Source organism: Limnohabitans sp., assembly GCF_044361645.1.
Lineage (GTDB): Bacteria > Pseudomonadota > Gammaproteobacteria > Burkholderiales > Burkholderiaceae_C > Limnohabitans_A.
Genome location: NZ_JBIKIL010000004.1, coordinates 1 through 14922, shown reverse-complemented (window position 1 = coordinate 14922; position 14922 = coordinate 1). Strand labels below are relative to the sequence as shown.

Annotated in this window: 13 protein-coding genes and 1 pseudogene; 7 read left to right on the top strand and 7 right to left on the bottom strand. The window is 60.7% G+C overall.

Annotation, left to right across the window (positions count from 1 at the left end; genetic code table 11):
- Positions 1 to 113: 113 nt before the first annotated feature.
- Positions 114 to 1319, top strand: a complete 1206-nt coding sequence (gene ftsZ, locus ACIQ39_RS01235; protein WP_396432785.1) for a cell division protein FtsZ — start codon at positions 114 to 116, stop codon at positions 1317 to 1319.
- Between the two features lie 157 nt (positions 1320 to 1476).
- A complete protein-coding gene (gene lpxC / locus ACIQ39_RS01230) occupies positions 1477 to 2400 on the top strand; it encodes a UDP-3-O-acyl-N-acetylglucosamine deacetylase (protein WP_396432784.1) in 924 nt (307 codons plus the stop codon).
- 86 nt (positions 2401 to 2486) lie between these two features.
- On the opposite strand, the gene ACIQ39_RS01225 is transcribed toward lpxC, so the two are convergent.
- Positions 2487 to 3374, bottom strand: a complete 888-nt coding sequence (locus ACIQ39_RS01225; protein ID WP_396432783.1) for a DMT family transporter — start codon at positions 3372 to 3374, stop codon at positions 2487 to 2489.
- Between the two features lie 34 nt (positions 3375 to 3408).
- On the opposite strand from ACIQ39_RS01225, the gene pyrF reads away from it, so the two are divergent.
- Positions 3409 to 4251 carry an orotidine-5'-phosphate decarboxylase gene (gene pyrF, locus ACIQ39_RS01220; protein WP_396432782.1) on the top strand — a complete coding sequence of 281 codons (843 nt, stop codon included), beginning with the start codon at positions 3409 to 3411 and terminating at the stop codon, positions 4249 to 4251.
- A gap of 109 nt (positions 4252 to 4360) precedes the next feature.
- Here pyrF and ACIQ39_RS01215 read toward each other — a convergent pair whose 3' ends face one another.
- From ACIQ39_RS01215 to ACIQ39_RS01190, 6 genes are all read right to left on the bottom strand, one after another.
- Entirely contained in the window at positions 4361 to 4609 is a 249-nt protein-coding gene (locus ACIQ39_RS01215) for a hypothetical protein (protein ID WP_396432781.1), read from the bottom strand.
- Between the two features lie 409 nt (positions 4610 to 5018).
- The gene (locus tag ACIQ39_RS01210; RefSeq protein ID WP_396432780.1) at positions 5019 to 5849 is read right to left on the bottom strand and encodes an urease accessory protein UreD; all 831 of its coding nucleotides are present in this window, start codon (positions 5847 to 5849) and stop codon (positions 5019 to 5021) included.
- Between the two features lie 54 nt (positions 5850 to 5903).
- Positions 5904 to 6671, bottom strand: coding sequence for an ABC transporter permease (locus tag ACIQ39_RS01205; protein WP_396432779.1), 768 nt, complete (start codon positions 6669 to 6671; stop codon positions 5904 to 5906).
- A 13-nt stretch (positions 6672 to 6684) separates the two neighbouring features.
- Positions 6685 to 7503, bottom strand: coding sequence for an ABC transporter ATP-binding protein (locus ACIQ39_RS01200; protein WP_396432778.1), 819 nt, complete (start codon positions 7501 to 7503; stop codon positions 6685 to 6687).
- Positions 7504 to 7627: 124 nt separating this feature from the next.
- A complete protein-coding gene (locus ACIQ39_RS01195; protein ID WP_396432777.1) occupies positions 7628 to 8662 on the bottom strand; it encodes an ABC transporter substrate-binding protein in 1035 nt (344 codons plus the stop codon).
- Positions 8663 to 8884: 222 nt separating this feature from the next.
- Positions 8885 to 11182: an NADP-dependent malic enzyme gene (locus tag ACIQ39_RS01190; RefSeq protein ID WP_396432776.1), complete on the bottom strand. Its 2298-nt coding sequence runs from the start codon at positions 11180 to 11182 to the stop codon at positions 8885 to 8887.
- A 389-nt stretch (positions 11183 to 11571) separates the two neighbouring features.
- Between ACIQ39_RS01190 and phaP the strand changes: the two genes are divergently transcribed.
- From phaP to ACIQ39_RS01170, 4 genes and pseudogenes are all read left to right on the top strand, one after another.
- The gene (gene phaP, locus ACIQ39_RS01185) at positions 11572 to 12129 is read left to right on the top strand and encodes a TIGR01841 family phasin (RefSeq protein ID WP_396432775.1); all 558 of its coding nucleotides are present in this window, start codon (positions 11572 to 11574) and stop codon (positions 12127 to 12129) included.
- A gap of 90 nt (positions 12130 to 12219) precedes the next feature.
- Entirely contained in the window at positions 12220 to 13008 is a 789-nt protein-coding gene (locus ACIQ39_RS01180; RefSeq protein ID WP_396432774.1) for an enoyl-CoA hydratase/isomerase family protein, read from the top strand.
- 57 nt (positions 13009 to 13065) lie between these two features.
- A complete protein-coding gene (locus ACIQ39_RS01175) occupies positions 13066 to 14388 on the top strand; it encodes a hypothetical protein (protein WP_396432773.1) in 1323 nt (440 codons plus the stop codon).
- Between the two features lie 113 nt (positions 14389 to 14501).
- Positions 14502 to 14922 (top strand): annotated as a pseudogene (locus ACIQ39_RS01170) (EamA/RhaT family transporter); the annotation flags it as partial.

Sequence of the window (14922 nt, the reverse complement as noted above, 5' to 3'; positions counted from 1 at the left end):
GCTGGCCCGTGGCAGCCCGCCCTTGACCGTACCGCTGCGATGTTGACGGCTCGCGCAGCCCCGGATTTCACGTTTTCAAACACCCCATTTTTTCATCCATTGAGGAGCTCAGCATGACCATCGAAATGATCCAAACCGAAGAATTCAACCAAGGCACCCAGATCAAAGTGATCGGTGTGGGCGGCGGCGGCGGCAACGCTGTAGAGCACATGATCGAGCGCCAAGTTCAAGGCGTTGAGTTCATTTGCGCCAACACCGACGCGCAAGCCTTGGCCCGCAGTGCGGCCCACCGCTTTGTGCAACTGGGGCAGACCGGCTTGGGCGCTGGCAGCAAGCCCGACAAGGGCCGAGAGGCGGCACTGGCCGCAGAGGCCGACATACGCGCAGCCATTGAGGGTGCGCACATGTTGTTCATTACCGCTGGCATGGGCGGCGGCACCGGCACAGGTGCTGCGCCCGTGATTGCGAAAATCGCCAAAGACATGGGCATCCTCACCGTCGGGGTGGTCACCAAGCCATTTGACTTTGAAGGCAAACGCCGCATGTCCAATGCCGACGAAGGCATGCGCGAGCTGGAGGCCAATGTGGACTCCTTGATCGTGGTGCTGAATGAAAAGCTGCTCGAATTGCCGGGTGGTGAAGACATGACCCAAGACGAGGCCTTCTCGCACGCCAACGACGTGCTGAAAAACGCCGTGGGCGGCATCGCCGAAATCATCAATGTGCCCGGCCATGTGAACGTCGACTTTGAAGACGTGCGCACCGTGATGGGAGAGCCTGGCAAGGCCATGATGGGCACGGCGGTCGCCAACGGGCCCGACCGCGCCCGCATCGCCGCCGAGCAAGCCGTGGCCTGCCCACTGCTCGAGGGCGTTGACCTCAAAGGCGCGCGCGGCGTGCTGGTGCTCATCAGCGCTGCCAAAGGCTCTTTGAAACTTTCGGAGTCCAAGCAAGCCATGAACACCATCCGTGACAGCGCTTCGGAAGAGGCTCACGTGATTTATGGCACCGCCTACGACGAAAGCTTGGGCGACCAAATCCGCGTGACCGTGGTGGCAACGGGCTTGTCCAAAGCCGGTGCTGCGCGTCCTGAACTCAAGGTGTTGCGCACCGGTACCGACAACGTGCCTTTTATGATGGGCGGCCAAGACGCTGTCACGTCCCCGATGGGCGGCATGCCCACGGCTGGCAGTGCCATGAACACCCCAGCCGTGTGGCGCAGCAGCCGCACCCATGCAGCTGCCCGTGTGGATGGCATGGCCAATGCAGGCATGGACGACATCGAAATCCCGGCTTTCTTGCGCAAGCAAGCAGACTGAGCCGGGCCAAGAAACCCCAGTCCAAGACAAAGCCAGACGCCAGGGCGTCTGGCTTTGTTGCAGATGCCAAGCCGATTGGGCGCAGATGGGCGGGCTGAGCGCATGATTTGCTTGCGGCTTGGCAACATGTCGGGGGACTGAGCCATAAAATAGCGCCATGCTTGCACAACGCACCCTCAAAACATTGACCAAAGCCGTAGGCGTTGGTTTGCACAGCGGCCAACGCGTCGAGTTGACCTTGCGCCCGGCCGCGCCCGACACCGGCATCGTCTTTCGCCGTGTGGACTTGCCCGAGCCAGTGGACATCCCCGTGCGCGCCGAATCCGTCACCGACACGCGCTTGGCCTCGACCATCTCGATCGGCCAAGCCAAGGTGTTCACCGTCGAGCACCTGATGTCAGCCTGCGCCGGTTTGGGCGTCGACAACCTCTACGTGGACATCACCGCTGAAGAGGTGCCCATCTTGGATGGCTCGGCCTCCTCGTTTGTGTTTTTGTTGCAAAGCGCGGGCATCGTCGAACAAAACGCACCCAAGCGTTTTTTGCGGGTGCTCAAAACGGTGCAGGTCAGCGAAGGGGAGGGCAAAAACATCAAATGGGCCAAGCTCGAGCCTTTCCATGGCTACAAACTCAGTTTCGAAATCGACTTTCGCCACCCCGCCGTTGACTCAACCGGGCAGCAAGTGGTGTTTGACATGTCCGAAGGCGTGTATGCGCGCGACATCGCCCGAGCCCGTACCTTTGGCTTTACCAAAGATGTCGAAATGATGAGGGCCAACGGTTTGGCCTTGGGCGGCGGTTTGGACAACGCCATCGTCATGGACGACTACAAAGTACTCAATGCCGAGGGCTTGCGTTACGACGATGAGTTCGTCAAACACAAGATCCTGGACGCCATGGGCGACCTGTACATTCTGGGCAAACCTTTGTTGGCCGCCTACAGCGCCTTTCGCTCGGGCCATGCCATGAACAACCAATTGCTGCGTGCACTGCTGGCCCAAACCGATGCCTACGAGGTTGTGACCTTTGAGCATGCCAGCCAAGCACCCAAAGGCTTTATGGCATTGCAACCGGCTTGGTGAGCGGGGCAGCAAAAAACGGCTGACAGGGGCTGAGTGACAGATGGCGGGGCGCTTGCAGTGTGCTCAAAGGGCTTGGGGGCCACAAGTCAAGCGCTGGCGTTTTTGCTGGGCCACAGCACGGCGGCGATCGACAGCACCATCAAACCCACAGCGGCCCAATCTTGCCAATGCAACACCTCGTTCAACCACACCGCACCACTGAACACGCCCAACACCGGGATCAGCATCACACTCAAGGTTGAGGCCACAGGCGGCAAGCTGCGTGCCAAGAAAAACCAGGCGGCGTGGGCAAAACCAAAGACCAGCACCCCGTTGTAAACAATCGCAAACCAGTTGGACGGCGATGGGGCCACCCAAAGCGTGCGTTCGAACACGAGCGCCAACAAACCCATGACCCCCGTGGTCATCACGGTCATCCAAAAAGAAATGGCCAAAGTGGGCACGGGCATCTGCGTGCGGCGCAGCATGTGCGTGCCCAAGGCCCAAGTGCTGGCTGCGCCCAAGGCCAACAAGACGGCATGGGGTCGACCGCTCAAGTTCGACAACTCGTGCCACAACAGCAGCACCACCCCCAGACTGGCCGCTGCCACCCCCAGCCACGAGCGTTTGGCCAATTGGTTGCCAAACAGCCAAGCGCCCAGCAGGGCCGAAAAAATCGGCATGGTGTAGCCCAAAATCGCCGCCCGCCCGCTGGACAGCGACTGCACCGCGATGATGATCATCGTTTGCCAAATGAACATGTTGAACACCGCCAACACCAGCAACTCGCGCCAATGCGCACGGGGAATGCGAAACGGCACCTTCATGACCACCAAAGCCAGCCCCAAAATCGGTGCGCCCAGCCACAGGCTCAAAGACCGAAACGTGATCGGCGCAAAGTCTGTGACCCCCATTTTCATGACCGGCCAATTGAAGCCCCAGACCACGGTGAGCAAGACCAGCAAGGTCCATTGAAGCGGGGAGAGTTTGTGCATGGGCCGTATCTTATAGGGCCGTAAAATGTCCCCCATGACATTTCTTGACATGCTGCGCGCCGCTGAGCGCCAAAACGGCTCCCTGCTTTGTGTGGGCCTGGACCCTGAACCCAGCAAGTTTCCTGCCGCCTACAAAGGCAATGCCAACAAAATTTACGACTTTTGTGCCCGCATCGTGGACGCCACGGCCGACTTGGTCAGCAGCTTCAAGCCCCAAATCGCCTACTTTGCCGCGCACCGTGCCGAAGGCCAACTCGAACGCCTGATGGAACACATGCGCCGCGTCGCGCCCCAAGTGCCCATCATCCTGGATGCCAAGCGCGGCGACATCGGCAGCACGGCCGAGCAATACGCCATCGAAGCCTTTGAGCGCTACGGCGCGGACGCCGTGACCCTCTCGCCCTTCATGGGCTGGGACTCGGTGGCCCCTTACTTGAAGTTCCACGGCAAAGGCGCGTTCTTGTTGTGCCGCACCTCCAACCCCGGCGGCGACGACTTGCAAAACCAACGCCTGGCCTCTGTTGCAGGCCAGCCTTTGCTCTACGAACACATCGCCCAACTGGCCCAAGGCCCCTGGAACCTGAACGGCCAACTGGGTTTGGTGGTGGGCGCAACCTACCCTGCAGAGATCGAGCGTGTGCGCGAAATCGCGCCCACACTGCCCTTGCTGATTCCTGGTGTGGGCGCACAAGGCGGCGACGCGGTGGCCACCATCCAAGCCGGTTGGCGCGCCCACAGCGACGGCAGCAGCGCAGGCCCGGTCATCGTGAACTCTTCTCGCGCCGTGCTCTACGCCTCCAGCGGAGACGATTTTGAGCAAGCCGCCCGCCGAGTGGCGATGCAAACGCGCAACACGCTGGAAGCGGCCAAACGCTGAGGTCCGCAGCTGTTGCCGCCGACCGAACACTGACCATCTGGCAACAGGCATCCGGCATCCGGCATCAAACCCATGCAGCTGCATCACGGCGGCAGACCAGCATGCAGGCTCAGTGCTGGGGCGACACAGCCTGGCGCTTGCGCTTGGCCAGTATCCGGGCTGAGTTCAGACCGGTGAGGACCATGATGGGCCACAAGAAAGTGCAGACCATGGCCCACAACACGCGAGCACCCCAAGCCGCACCCGCCTCAGCCGCATCGACCTGGTGGGGGCCTTCGCTGAAGAGGTGCCGGTAAGAAAAAGTCGAGAGGCCAAATACCAAGCCCAACAAAAGGAACAGACAGATGTAGATGTTCAAGACCCTCTCCTCATCAGAGCCATCCGGGCCGCCTGTATGGGCGGTTTTCCGGGCTCCAAGACGACATGCTAAACCAGTGTCAATTACATGTGACATTTTAATTTGCACATCAACCGTGACATGCGGGGATTTAAACGTTCTCCAGCGGAGGGTCTGCCGCCTTTGTGCATCCTGGGCGGGTCGACGCTTGAGCGAGCAGACGCGCCGCAAGCCGTCCGAGTGCCACAAACCCGTCACCGCGAGCCAAACCCGCCATCGCGAGCCAAACCCGCCATCGCCACACCACAAACCCGTCATCGCGAGCGAAGCGCGGCGATCCATGCCTTGGTGCACGCCCGCCATCACCACGCCACAAACCCGCCATCGCGAGCAAACCCGCCATCGCGAGCCAAGCGCGGCGATCAAGACATCAGATGCGCCACAGCCGTGGGTAAGTGCCCAGCAATCCCCACATCTCTTGCCGCCAAGCCGCCCACACTTGCCGCAGCAACTGCATGGCGGGTTCGGTCACCGGTGCCAGCGCGCGCAGCACGATGACTTGTTTATGCGGTGAGGTGGCGCCTGCGCTCAGGCGCAGTTCAGAGGCTTCGAGCAGTTCGCGGGCGCAAGCCAAAGCCCGTTCGATGCGCTCATCGGCCATGGCGCTGCCTGCGGCAAACACCAGCGTGGCCATGCAGCGCTGACCTGCCAGGCCCAAGGGGCTGTCCATCAATCGGGTGTCCTCAGCGTTCAGGCTGCCGCGCTCCAGCCACACGCCGGGGATTTCCAGGTGTTGGCGAAACCTGCCTTGCACATAAGGCAAATCGGCCGCAGGCAGTCCAAATGCCGTGATGTCCCAGGCCATCATTTCTGCGCCGGGGGCCAGCTCAAACACGGCGCGGTTGAGGGCATCGCATTGGTTGTAGGCAATGGCTTCCAAAGGCAGCCATTCCAGGCGAGCGCCAGATTCAACCCGCGCCTGTACCTGTTGTGTGGCCAGACCTGCTTCAGACCGGTAAAAGCGCGTGGCCCCGGGGGTGGTCACCAGGCCATGCGCCCCTTCGCCCACGGTGATGTGCATGTCCAGCGTGTCGCCTCCCACCAAGCCGCTGGGCGGGTGCACCAGCACGTTGTGGCAGACCGCATCGCCTTCGGGGTAGAGGCTTTGCAAAATGCGCAGCGGGCCGCTGTGCAGGTAGCGCGCCACGCTGCGTTCGGCTTCGCGCGTGTAGTTCAAATCGAGGCGGGCCAGCCAAGTCATTGCAGTCACTTGCTTGGATGGACCGACTGCATCACACGCCAAACAGCATGCGCTTTACTCGCCTTGCGAGCTGCGGTGGGCCCAGCCGGTGGTGCGCTTTTCGATGGCGCTGAACAGCTCGTACATGGCCATGGCCATGGCACCCACCACCACCAAGCCAGAAAACGCCAAGCCCATTTGCATGGCCGAGCCCGCCGAGATCAGCAGGTAGCCAATGCCCTCGTTCGAGGCCGTCATCTCGGACACCGTGGTGCCCACAAAGGCCAAGGTGATGGCCACTTTGAGCGAGCCGTAAAAGTAAGGCATGGAGCGCGGCAGACCGACTTTGACCAACACATCCCAGCGCTTGGCGCCCAGCACGCGCAGCACGTCTTCGAGCTCGGGCTCCAGTGTGGCCAGACCGGTGGCGATGTTCACCATGATGGGGAAGAAGCTGATGAGGAAAGCCGTGAGGATGGCCGGGCCGATGCCGATGCCAAACCACACCACCAAGATGGGCACAAAGGCCGCTTTGGGCAGCGCGTTGAAAGCGGTCATGAGCGGGTACACGGCGGCATAGGCCAGGCGTGAGCTGCCAATCACAAAACCCAGCAGCACGCCCACCACAATGGCAATGCCAAAGCCCACCATGGTCACCCAATAAGTGCGCCACGCGTGACCGGCGATCACGTCGCGGTATTCGATGGTTTGTTGTGCGATGCGCGAGGGGCTGGGGAAGACGAATTCCGACACGTTGAAGGCGCGGCACAGCCCTTCCCAAATCAGGATGCTCAGCACCAGCAAGATCCAGGGTGACCAGCTTTCGAGGGTTTTTTTGTTCATAAGGTGCTCCCGCTCATTGGTTGATGGCTGCACCGGTCTTGCGCATGGCACCGATGTGGCCGCGCAGCTCGTGCACGATGTTGGTGAATTCAGGGGTGTAGGTGATCTCCAGGTCACGCGGGCGCGGCAGGTCGATCTCGCGCTTGACCACAAAGCGGCCCGGGCTCTTGCTCATCACGTACACCGTGTCGGCCAAAAATACCGATTCGCGCAGGTCGTGTGTGACCAAAATCACGTTGAACTTTTGCTCGGTCCACAGGTCGCGCAAGATGCACCACAGCTCTTCACGCGTGAAGGCATCGAGCGCGCCAAAGGGCTCGTCGAGCAGCAGCATTTTGGGCTCGTGGATCAAGGCGCGGCAGATGCTGGCGCGTTGCTGCATGCCGCCCGACAGTTGCCAAGGGAATTTGTCTTCGTAACCCCCTAAGCCCACGGTGTTCAGCAGTTTGCGGGCGCGTTCGGCGTACTCGGCCTTTTTTTGCTTGAAGTTGGAGCGGTAGGGTTCCACGATTTCAAGCGGCAGCAGCACGTTGTCCAGCGTGGTGCGCCAAGGCAAGAGCGAAGACGCCTGAAACGCCATGCCGCTGATTTTGAGGGGCCCTGTGACCGGCTGACCATCGACCAGGATGCGGCCTTTGCTGGGCATCTTCAGGCCCGTGGTCAGCTTCATGAAGGTCGACTTGCCGCAGCCAGTCGGCCCAACGATGGCGATGAACTCGCCTTGCTTGACTTGCAGGTTGATGTCTTCGACAGCGAAATGGTTTTGCGCCAACAACTCATCGTTGTAGGCCAGCCAGACGTTTTGAAAATCAACGAATGATTCGGAGGTCATGGTGAAAGCTCGCAAATGGTGTTCATAAGTGTATACACGCTACGCCCGATAAAAGCCCACCGACCCAAAACGGGTTGCGGTGGGCCTCAAGCCCCAGGGCACAAGCCCAGGGGCAGGTGCGCCATTACATTTTGCCTTTGGGCAAGATGTCCAACTCTTTGGCGGTGGGCAAGAAAGAGCCGTTCCAGATGTCTTCAGATTTGACGCGGGTTTTGGTGTTGAAGGCGTCGGACACTTCAGAGGCCATCAGGGACAGGCGAGGTGCATTGATTTGGCCAAAGCCTTCGGCGCGGGCCGAGGGGCTGTTGATCACGGTGTCAATGGCCAGCTGCAGGCGGCGGGTTTCGAGTGCGGTGTTGATGATGCCGTCGCGCGCCTTGACCGAGTCAATGGCTTTGGCCGGGTCGGCGATCACGTCTTTGGCCCCTTTGGCAAAGGCGCTCAGGAAGGCTTTCACGGCAGCGGGGTTTTCTTTCAAGATTTTGGGCGAGGCAATGATCACGTTGCCATACAGCTTGACGCCAAAGTCGGGGTACTGCATGACCACCACATCTTCGGCCTTCACGCCACGCGCTTCGATGTTGAGCAGCGAGGTGAAGGTGAAGCCAGTGATGGCATCCACGTCGCCGCGCACCAGCATGGTTTCACGCAGGGGTGGGTCCATCGCGGTCCAGTTGACAGTGCCGATGTTGTTGACTTTTTGGAAGATGGGAAATGCACGGCGACCGGCGTCAAATACGGGTGCGCCCATTTTTTTGCCTGCCAAATCGGCAGGGGTTTTGATGCCCGACTTTTTCAGCGCCATGACCGAGGCGGGGGTGTTGTTGTAGACCATCATGATGGCCACGGGCTTGTTGGGCGCGTCGGGGTTGTTGGCGTGAAATTCCATCAAGGCGGCCAGATCGGCAAAGCCCAGGTCGTAAGTGCCTGAGGCCACGCGGGTCACCGCACCACCCGAGCCGTTGCCCGAGTCCACAGTCACGTCGAGCTTGGCGTCTTTAAAGTAGCCTTTGGCCGCAGGCAGCAAAAAGAAAGCCGAGGGGCCCTCAAAGCGCCAGTCGAGTTGGAATTTGATGGCCGTGGTTTGGGCTTGAGCCAGGCCAAAAGAGGCGACAGCCGCCAATGCGGCCGTGGCCTTGAGTAAAAAACGCTTGTTCATGAGGGGCTCCAATGACTGGTAAAGGGTGAATCTTGCTAAGCAAATTCGGTGCCATTATCCAGCAAGCTCTGACGGGGGCTTGTCAGGTTCTTCCCCTAGAAACCGTCTGTTTTGGTGCACGATCGGCAAGCTAAAGGCTCCAAAATGGGGCGTCAAGCTTGGCCAGGTCCTGCACACCGGCTTTGCTGCACGGGTTTGGCTGCGCTGTGGGGCTGTGCTTTTTCAAGCGCGCAGCCCTGCAGCGGCCAGTGCGGTCATGTTGAGCACCCGGCGCACGGTGGCCGCTGGGGTCAAGATGTGGGCTGTGCCCGCGGCACCCATCAAGATCGGCCCCACCGTCACGCCACCGCTGCTGGTGGTTTTCATGACGTTGTACAAAATATTGGCCGCGTCCAGGTTGGGGCAGACCAGCAAATTGGCCGAGCCACTGAGTGTGCTGTCTTCCAGGTACACGTTGCGGATTTCAGGCTGCAAGGCCGCGTCGCCATGCAGCTCGCCGTCGCACTCGATGTCGGGGTGCTGCGCCACAAACAGGTCACGCGCCAAGCGCATTTTGCGGGCCGATGCGCGTTTGGACGAGCCGTAGCTCGAATGCGAGAGGAAGGCCACCTTGGGCACGATGCCAAAGCGCTGGATTTCTTTGACCGCCATGGCCGCGATCTCGGCCAGTTGCTCGGCGCTCGGGTCTTCGTTGGCATAGGTGTCGGTGATGAACAGCGGCCCCAAGTCGCTCATGAGCGCGTTCAAGGCGGCGTAATGGGTCACGCCCGTGCGTTTGCCCAGAATGCTGTCGATGCGCTCCAGGTGGGTCATGTAGTTGCCTGTGAGGCCGCAAATCAGGCCATCGGCATCGCCCAGCGACAGCATCAGCGCGCCAATGATGGTGTTGGAGCGGCGCACCGCCGCCTTGGCCACGGCGGGGGTGGCACCGTTGCGTTTCATGAGTTGGTGGTAATGCTCCCAATACTGACGAAAGCGGCCATCGTCCTCAGGGTTGACGTTGTCCACGTCGACCCCCAAGCGCATGCGCAGCCCGGCTTTTTCGATGCGGGCGGTGATCACGCCGGGGCGGCCGATCAACACCGGGTGGGCCAGTTTGTCGTCGATCGCCATTTGCGCGGCGCGCAGGGCGCGCTCGTCTTCGCCGTCAGCATAAGCCACGCGTTTGGCGCTTGGCGGCAAGGCTTTGGCGGCATTGAAAATGGGGCGCATCAGCAGGCCGGTTTGCGACACAAAGCTTTGCAGCTGCTGGCGGTAGGCGTCCATGTCGGTGATGGGGCGCGTGGCCACACCCGACTCGGCAGCGGCTTGCGCCACGGCGGGTGCGATGCGCAAGATCAAACGCGAGTCAAAGGGTGTGGGGATCAGGTAGTCGCGGCCAAAAGACAGCTCTTTGCCCGCATAGGCGCTGGCCACTTCTTCGCTGATGTCGGCCTTGGCCAGATCGGCAATTTGGCGCACGCAGGCCAGCTTCATGGCCTCGGTGATTTTGGTGGCACCGCAGTCCAGGGCCCCCCGAAAAATGTAGGGAAAGCACAGCACGTTGTTGACTTGGTTCGGGTAGTCCGAGCGGCCGGTGGCGATGATGCAGTCCGGGCGGGCGGCTTTGGCCAGTTCGGGGCGAATTTCGGGCTCAGGGTTGGCCAAGGCCAAGATGACCGGGTCACGGGCCATGGTCTTGAGCATGTCCACCGTCATCACGCCGGGGGCCGAGCAGCCCAAAAACACGTCTGCCCCGTTGACCGCGTCGGCCAGCGTGCGGGCGTCCGTGTGTTGCGCATAGCGCGTTTTGGACTCGTCGTAGCCACCGGGGCGGCCCTGGTAGATCACGCCCTTGGAGTCGCAGACAAAAATGTTGTCGGACTTCACGCCCAAGCCCACCATCACATCCAGGCAGGCGATGGCCGCAGCGCCTGCGCCAGAGACGGCCAGCTTGATGCTGCCAATGTCCTTGCCCACCAGCTCCAGGCCGTTGAGCATGGCGGCCGAGCCGATGATGGCGGTGCCGTGCTGGTCGTCGTGAAAGACCGGGATGTTCATGCGCTCGCGCAGCTTCTTTTCGATGTAGAAGCATTCGGGCGCCTTGATGTCTTCGAGGTTGATGCCGCCCAGCGTAGGCTCCATGGCGGCGATGATCTCGACCAGCTTGTCGGGGTCGCGCTCGGCCAGCTCGATGTCAAACACGTCGATGCCCGCGAACTTCTTGAACAGGCAACCCTTGCCCTCCATCACAGGCTTGGCCGCCAACGGGCCAATGTCGCCCAAGCCCAGCACGGCGGTGCCGTTGGTGATCACCGCCACCAAGTTGCCGCGTGAGGTGTATTCATGCGCTTTGGAGGGGTCTGCCTCAATGTCCAAGCACGGGTAAGCCACACCGGGCGAGTAGGCCAAAGACAGATCGCGTTGGTTGGACAGGGGCTTGGTCGGGTTGACCGAAACCTTGCCGCGCGTCGGAAAGCGGTGGTAATCGCGGGCCGCTTCGCGCAGGGCTTCTTCGGCAGGAGAAAGTGGCTTGCTCATGGGTGTCTCGGCTGGGGGTTGGGAAACAAAATCCAACAAAGACTAACCCATTTGCCGGGCCGATGAACAGGCGGATTACCTGCATAAAAAGCAAAAAAGCCAAACCTCTGACCGGGCCTTGAGAGGCGAGCCCCATGCGCTGAGCATCGGGGCGCAGCAAAGCGCGTTGTGTGGCCACCCCAGGCTTTGCAATGCCTCAGTGCTGCAGGCTGGCGCGCTTTGAATGGCCTTGTTGGCAAATTGGGGCCGAGCTCGAAAAGCGCCAGGGTATTTGCGTAAGCCAGCCCAATTGGAGAGCCGACTCTAAAGTGCTCGATTTGCCTTGTCAGGCTTGTCCTGTGCTGTTCAAATTGCTGCATTGCAACAAAACCTCTCTTAAAGGAAAAACCATGAACTTCAATGCTGAACAATTTGCAGCCACCCAAAAAGCCAACATGACTGCTGCTGCAGGCCTGTCGCAGTCCGTCTTCGCCAGCTTCGAGCGCGTGATCGAACTGAACATGGCCGCTGGCAAAGCCGCTGTGAGCGAGTCCTTTTCCAACATGCAGGCCATCATGGGTGCCAAGACCCCACAAGACTTCATGGCTGTGCAAGCCGCTTTGGTCCAGCCTGCGATTGAAAAGTCACTGTCTTATGGCCGTCACCTGACCGACATCGCCAAAAACACCGGCACTGAGTTCAGCAAGGCCGTTGAAAGCAAAATGACCGAGTCCGAGCAGGCTGTCAAAAGTTTGCTCGAGAGCAGCTTGAAAAACGCACCTGCCGGTTCTGAAGCCGCTGTGGCCGTGCTCAAAACCGCCATCGAAGCCAGCCAAAACGCGGCTGAAACCTTGAAAAAAGTGGTCAAGCAAGCCGCTGACAGCGCTGAGACCAGCATGAAGGCGGCCACTGCCCAAGCCGAAGCTTCGGTCAAAGCGGCTTTGAGCAAGTCCAAAGCCAAGGCTTGAGCCTTGCGCTTTCGAGCTGATCTGGGCTAAGGGCCCAGTTCCTACAATCAGGGTGTCTTCGGACACCCTTTTTTCGTTTGGACGCACGCCATGTCACCCTCCCTTCCGTTGGCTTCTTTGCCCATCTTGCACATCGACGGCGGCGTGGCCACCCTCACTTTGAACCGACCGGCGCAGCGCAATCGGCTGGAAAACGCCGACCTCAAGGCCTTGTTGGCGCACTTTGACAGCGTCAACCGCGATGCCTCGGTGCGTGTGCTGGTGCTGACCGCCAACACCAGCGGCCATGTACAACCGGTGTTTTGTGCGGGCTACGACATCGGCGGCTTTGACGAACCCGGACATGGGGCCCGTTTTTTTGAAGACATACCGGATGCCCTGGCCACTGTGCGCCCGGTGAGCATTTGCGCTCTGAATGGCAGCGTCTACGGCGGCGCGACCGATTTGGCCTTGGCCTGCGACCTGCGCTTGGGCTTGCAGGGCACCGAGTGGCGCATGCCGGCCACGGCGCTGGGCCTGCATTACTACCCCAGCGGTCTGCAGCGCTATGTCAGCCGTTTTGGTTTGGCGGGTGCCAAGCGCGCTTTTTTGACGGCCCGACCCTTCACGGCCCAGCAACTCGATGCCATGGGTTTGTTCGAGGCTTTGGTGGGCTTGGATGACTGGGCTGCTGCGCTGCAAGCTTTGGTGCAAGACATCTTGGCACTGGCCCCGCAGGCCCTGCAAGACACCAAAAAATCACTCAACGACATCGAGGCAGGGCGGGCCGACATGGCGCAGCTGCGCCAGCGCGAGCAGCAAAGCAGCCAAAGTGCCGACTTTGCCGAAGGCAGAATGGCCTTTGCCCAGCGCCGTGCCCCCGTGTTCACTGGGCGTTGATCCGGCTTTGCGGCGCGCGCACGCGGTCAAGTTTGCCGCCTTGCTGCCGATACACCCTTGAACAAGTTGTTGTGGAAAGATCTGTTTGTGATGAAAGCCAAATGCTGGGGCTTGCTGTTGTGCATGTTGAGCACGCCTTGGGCGTGGGCGGGTCAGTACGTCTTGCAAGCGGGCCAGGCCCATACCGTGCCTGTGGCCGCTCGCGTGCTCAATGGCGAGCAAGTGTGCAATTTGCAAATTCAAGTACCAGGCCAAGCGCCCTTTGAACGCGAGGTGCGGGCCCCTTTTTTTGAGACACGCATCACGCTGACCCCGCTTGACGTGGACAGTTTGACCGTGCGCTGGCATGGCCAATTCAAACGCGTCAATGGCCAAATCGTCAACCCGTGTCCCACGCAGGGAGAGGCCCACTTCAAGGTAGAGACCGACAACGCACTGACCCGCGCTGTTTGGGCGGGCATGTTGACCCAACTGGCCCCGGCCAAGGCCGAGTGCGTGCGCACTGTGTTTGAGCACGACAGGATTCGGCCCGAATGGTTCGATTTCACAGACCCCCAAGTCAGCGCAGAAGACGCCAAGATCGACCGCGCTTTTGTGCAATGCCAAGCATTTTTGGCGCAAGCCAAAGCTTGGGGCAAGCAAAACCCCACTGGCCACGCCTGCACACCAGGCGGCGTTGCCACCCGTTGTGAGGGCATTTACACGGCCCGGATTCAGGGCAAAGTGCAAACCATCTCAAAGACCGAGGCCATGCTCCGCCAGTTGCACAATTTGCCGTGGGACACGGGGGTGCGTGAGATCGCTACCGCCAGAGCGGGGCGTGTTCAACAAGAGAAAAACCGCCTTGCACAGGTGGCCGCGCAAGAGGCCGCCAAACTGCAAGCGATAGAAGATGCCCGCCTTCAGGCCGAGCAACAAGTGATAGACGCCAAAGTGGCCGAACAACGGGCCTTGCAAGAAAAGATCAGCGCGCTGCGGGCCAAAATTGCCGAAGACAAAGCCCGCGAAGCCCAAGAACGCAACTGGCTCTTGCAGCAAATGGACAAAGTCACCGGCAAAGCACCCGCCGAGGCACCTCCAGCCAACGCGGCTGCACCTGCGGCACCACCTGCAGCGCCACCTGCTGCGGCACCTGCAGCGCCTGCGGCACCACCTGCGGCACCTGCGGCACCTGCGGCACCACCGGCGGCACCGGCAGCGCCTGCAGTTGCACCTGCTGCACCCGCTGCACCCGCTGCACCCGCTGCACCCGCAGCGCCTGCAGCGCCTGCAGCGCCTGCAGTTGTACCTGCTGCACCCGCTGCACCGGCAGCGCCTGCAGTTGCACCGGCTGCACCCGTTGCACCCGCTGCAGCAGCGTCGCCAACTGCAGCGCAGTGATGCAGACAGCAGGCTGACGCAAGCTTGCGCACCCCCGTAACGCAAGCGACCAGTTGTCGGCGCGTTGGCCCCTAAGATCCGCGGGTGATCAGCAACTTTTGTTGCGCGGCTGCATGACACCGCGCAAACCCATTTCTGTGTGGCGTCGGTACTTGCTGACCCAACACCTTGGCAAGCGCACATTTGCGGCTTGGCCTGTCGCCGTGCGCGGCATGGTTTGGATGGTGTTGGGCGGCCTGCTGTTCTCGATGCTCAACACCATTGCCCGCGAATTGACCTTGCACCTGGACGTGTACCAGTCGCAGTTTTTACGCTACCTGTTTGGCCTGTTGGTGATCTTGCCTTGGGTTTACAAAGACGGCTGGCGGTCTTATATGCCGGTCAACATGAGTGGGCAGTTTTGGCGCGGCGCAGTGCACACGCTGGGCCTTGTTTTGTGGTTCACCGCATTGCCCAAAATTCCCTTGGCCGACATGACCGCGATCGGATTCACAGGGCCCATCTTCATCATGATGGGTGCAGCTTGGTTTTTGG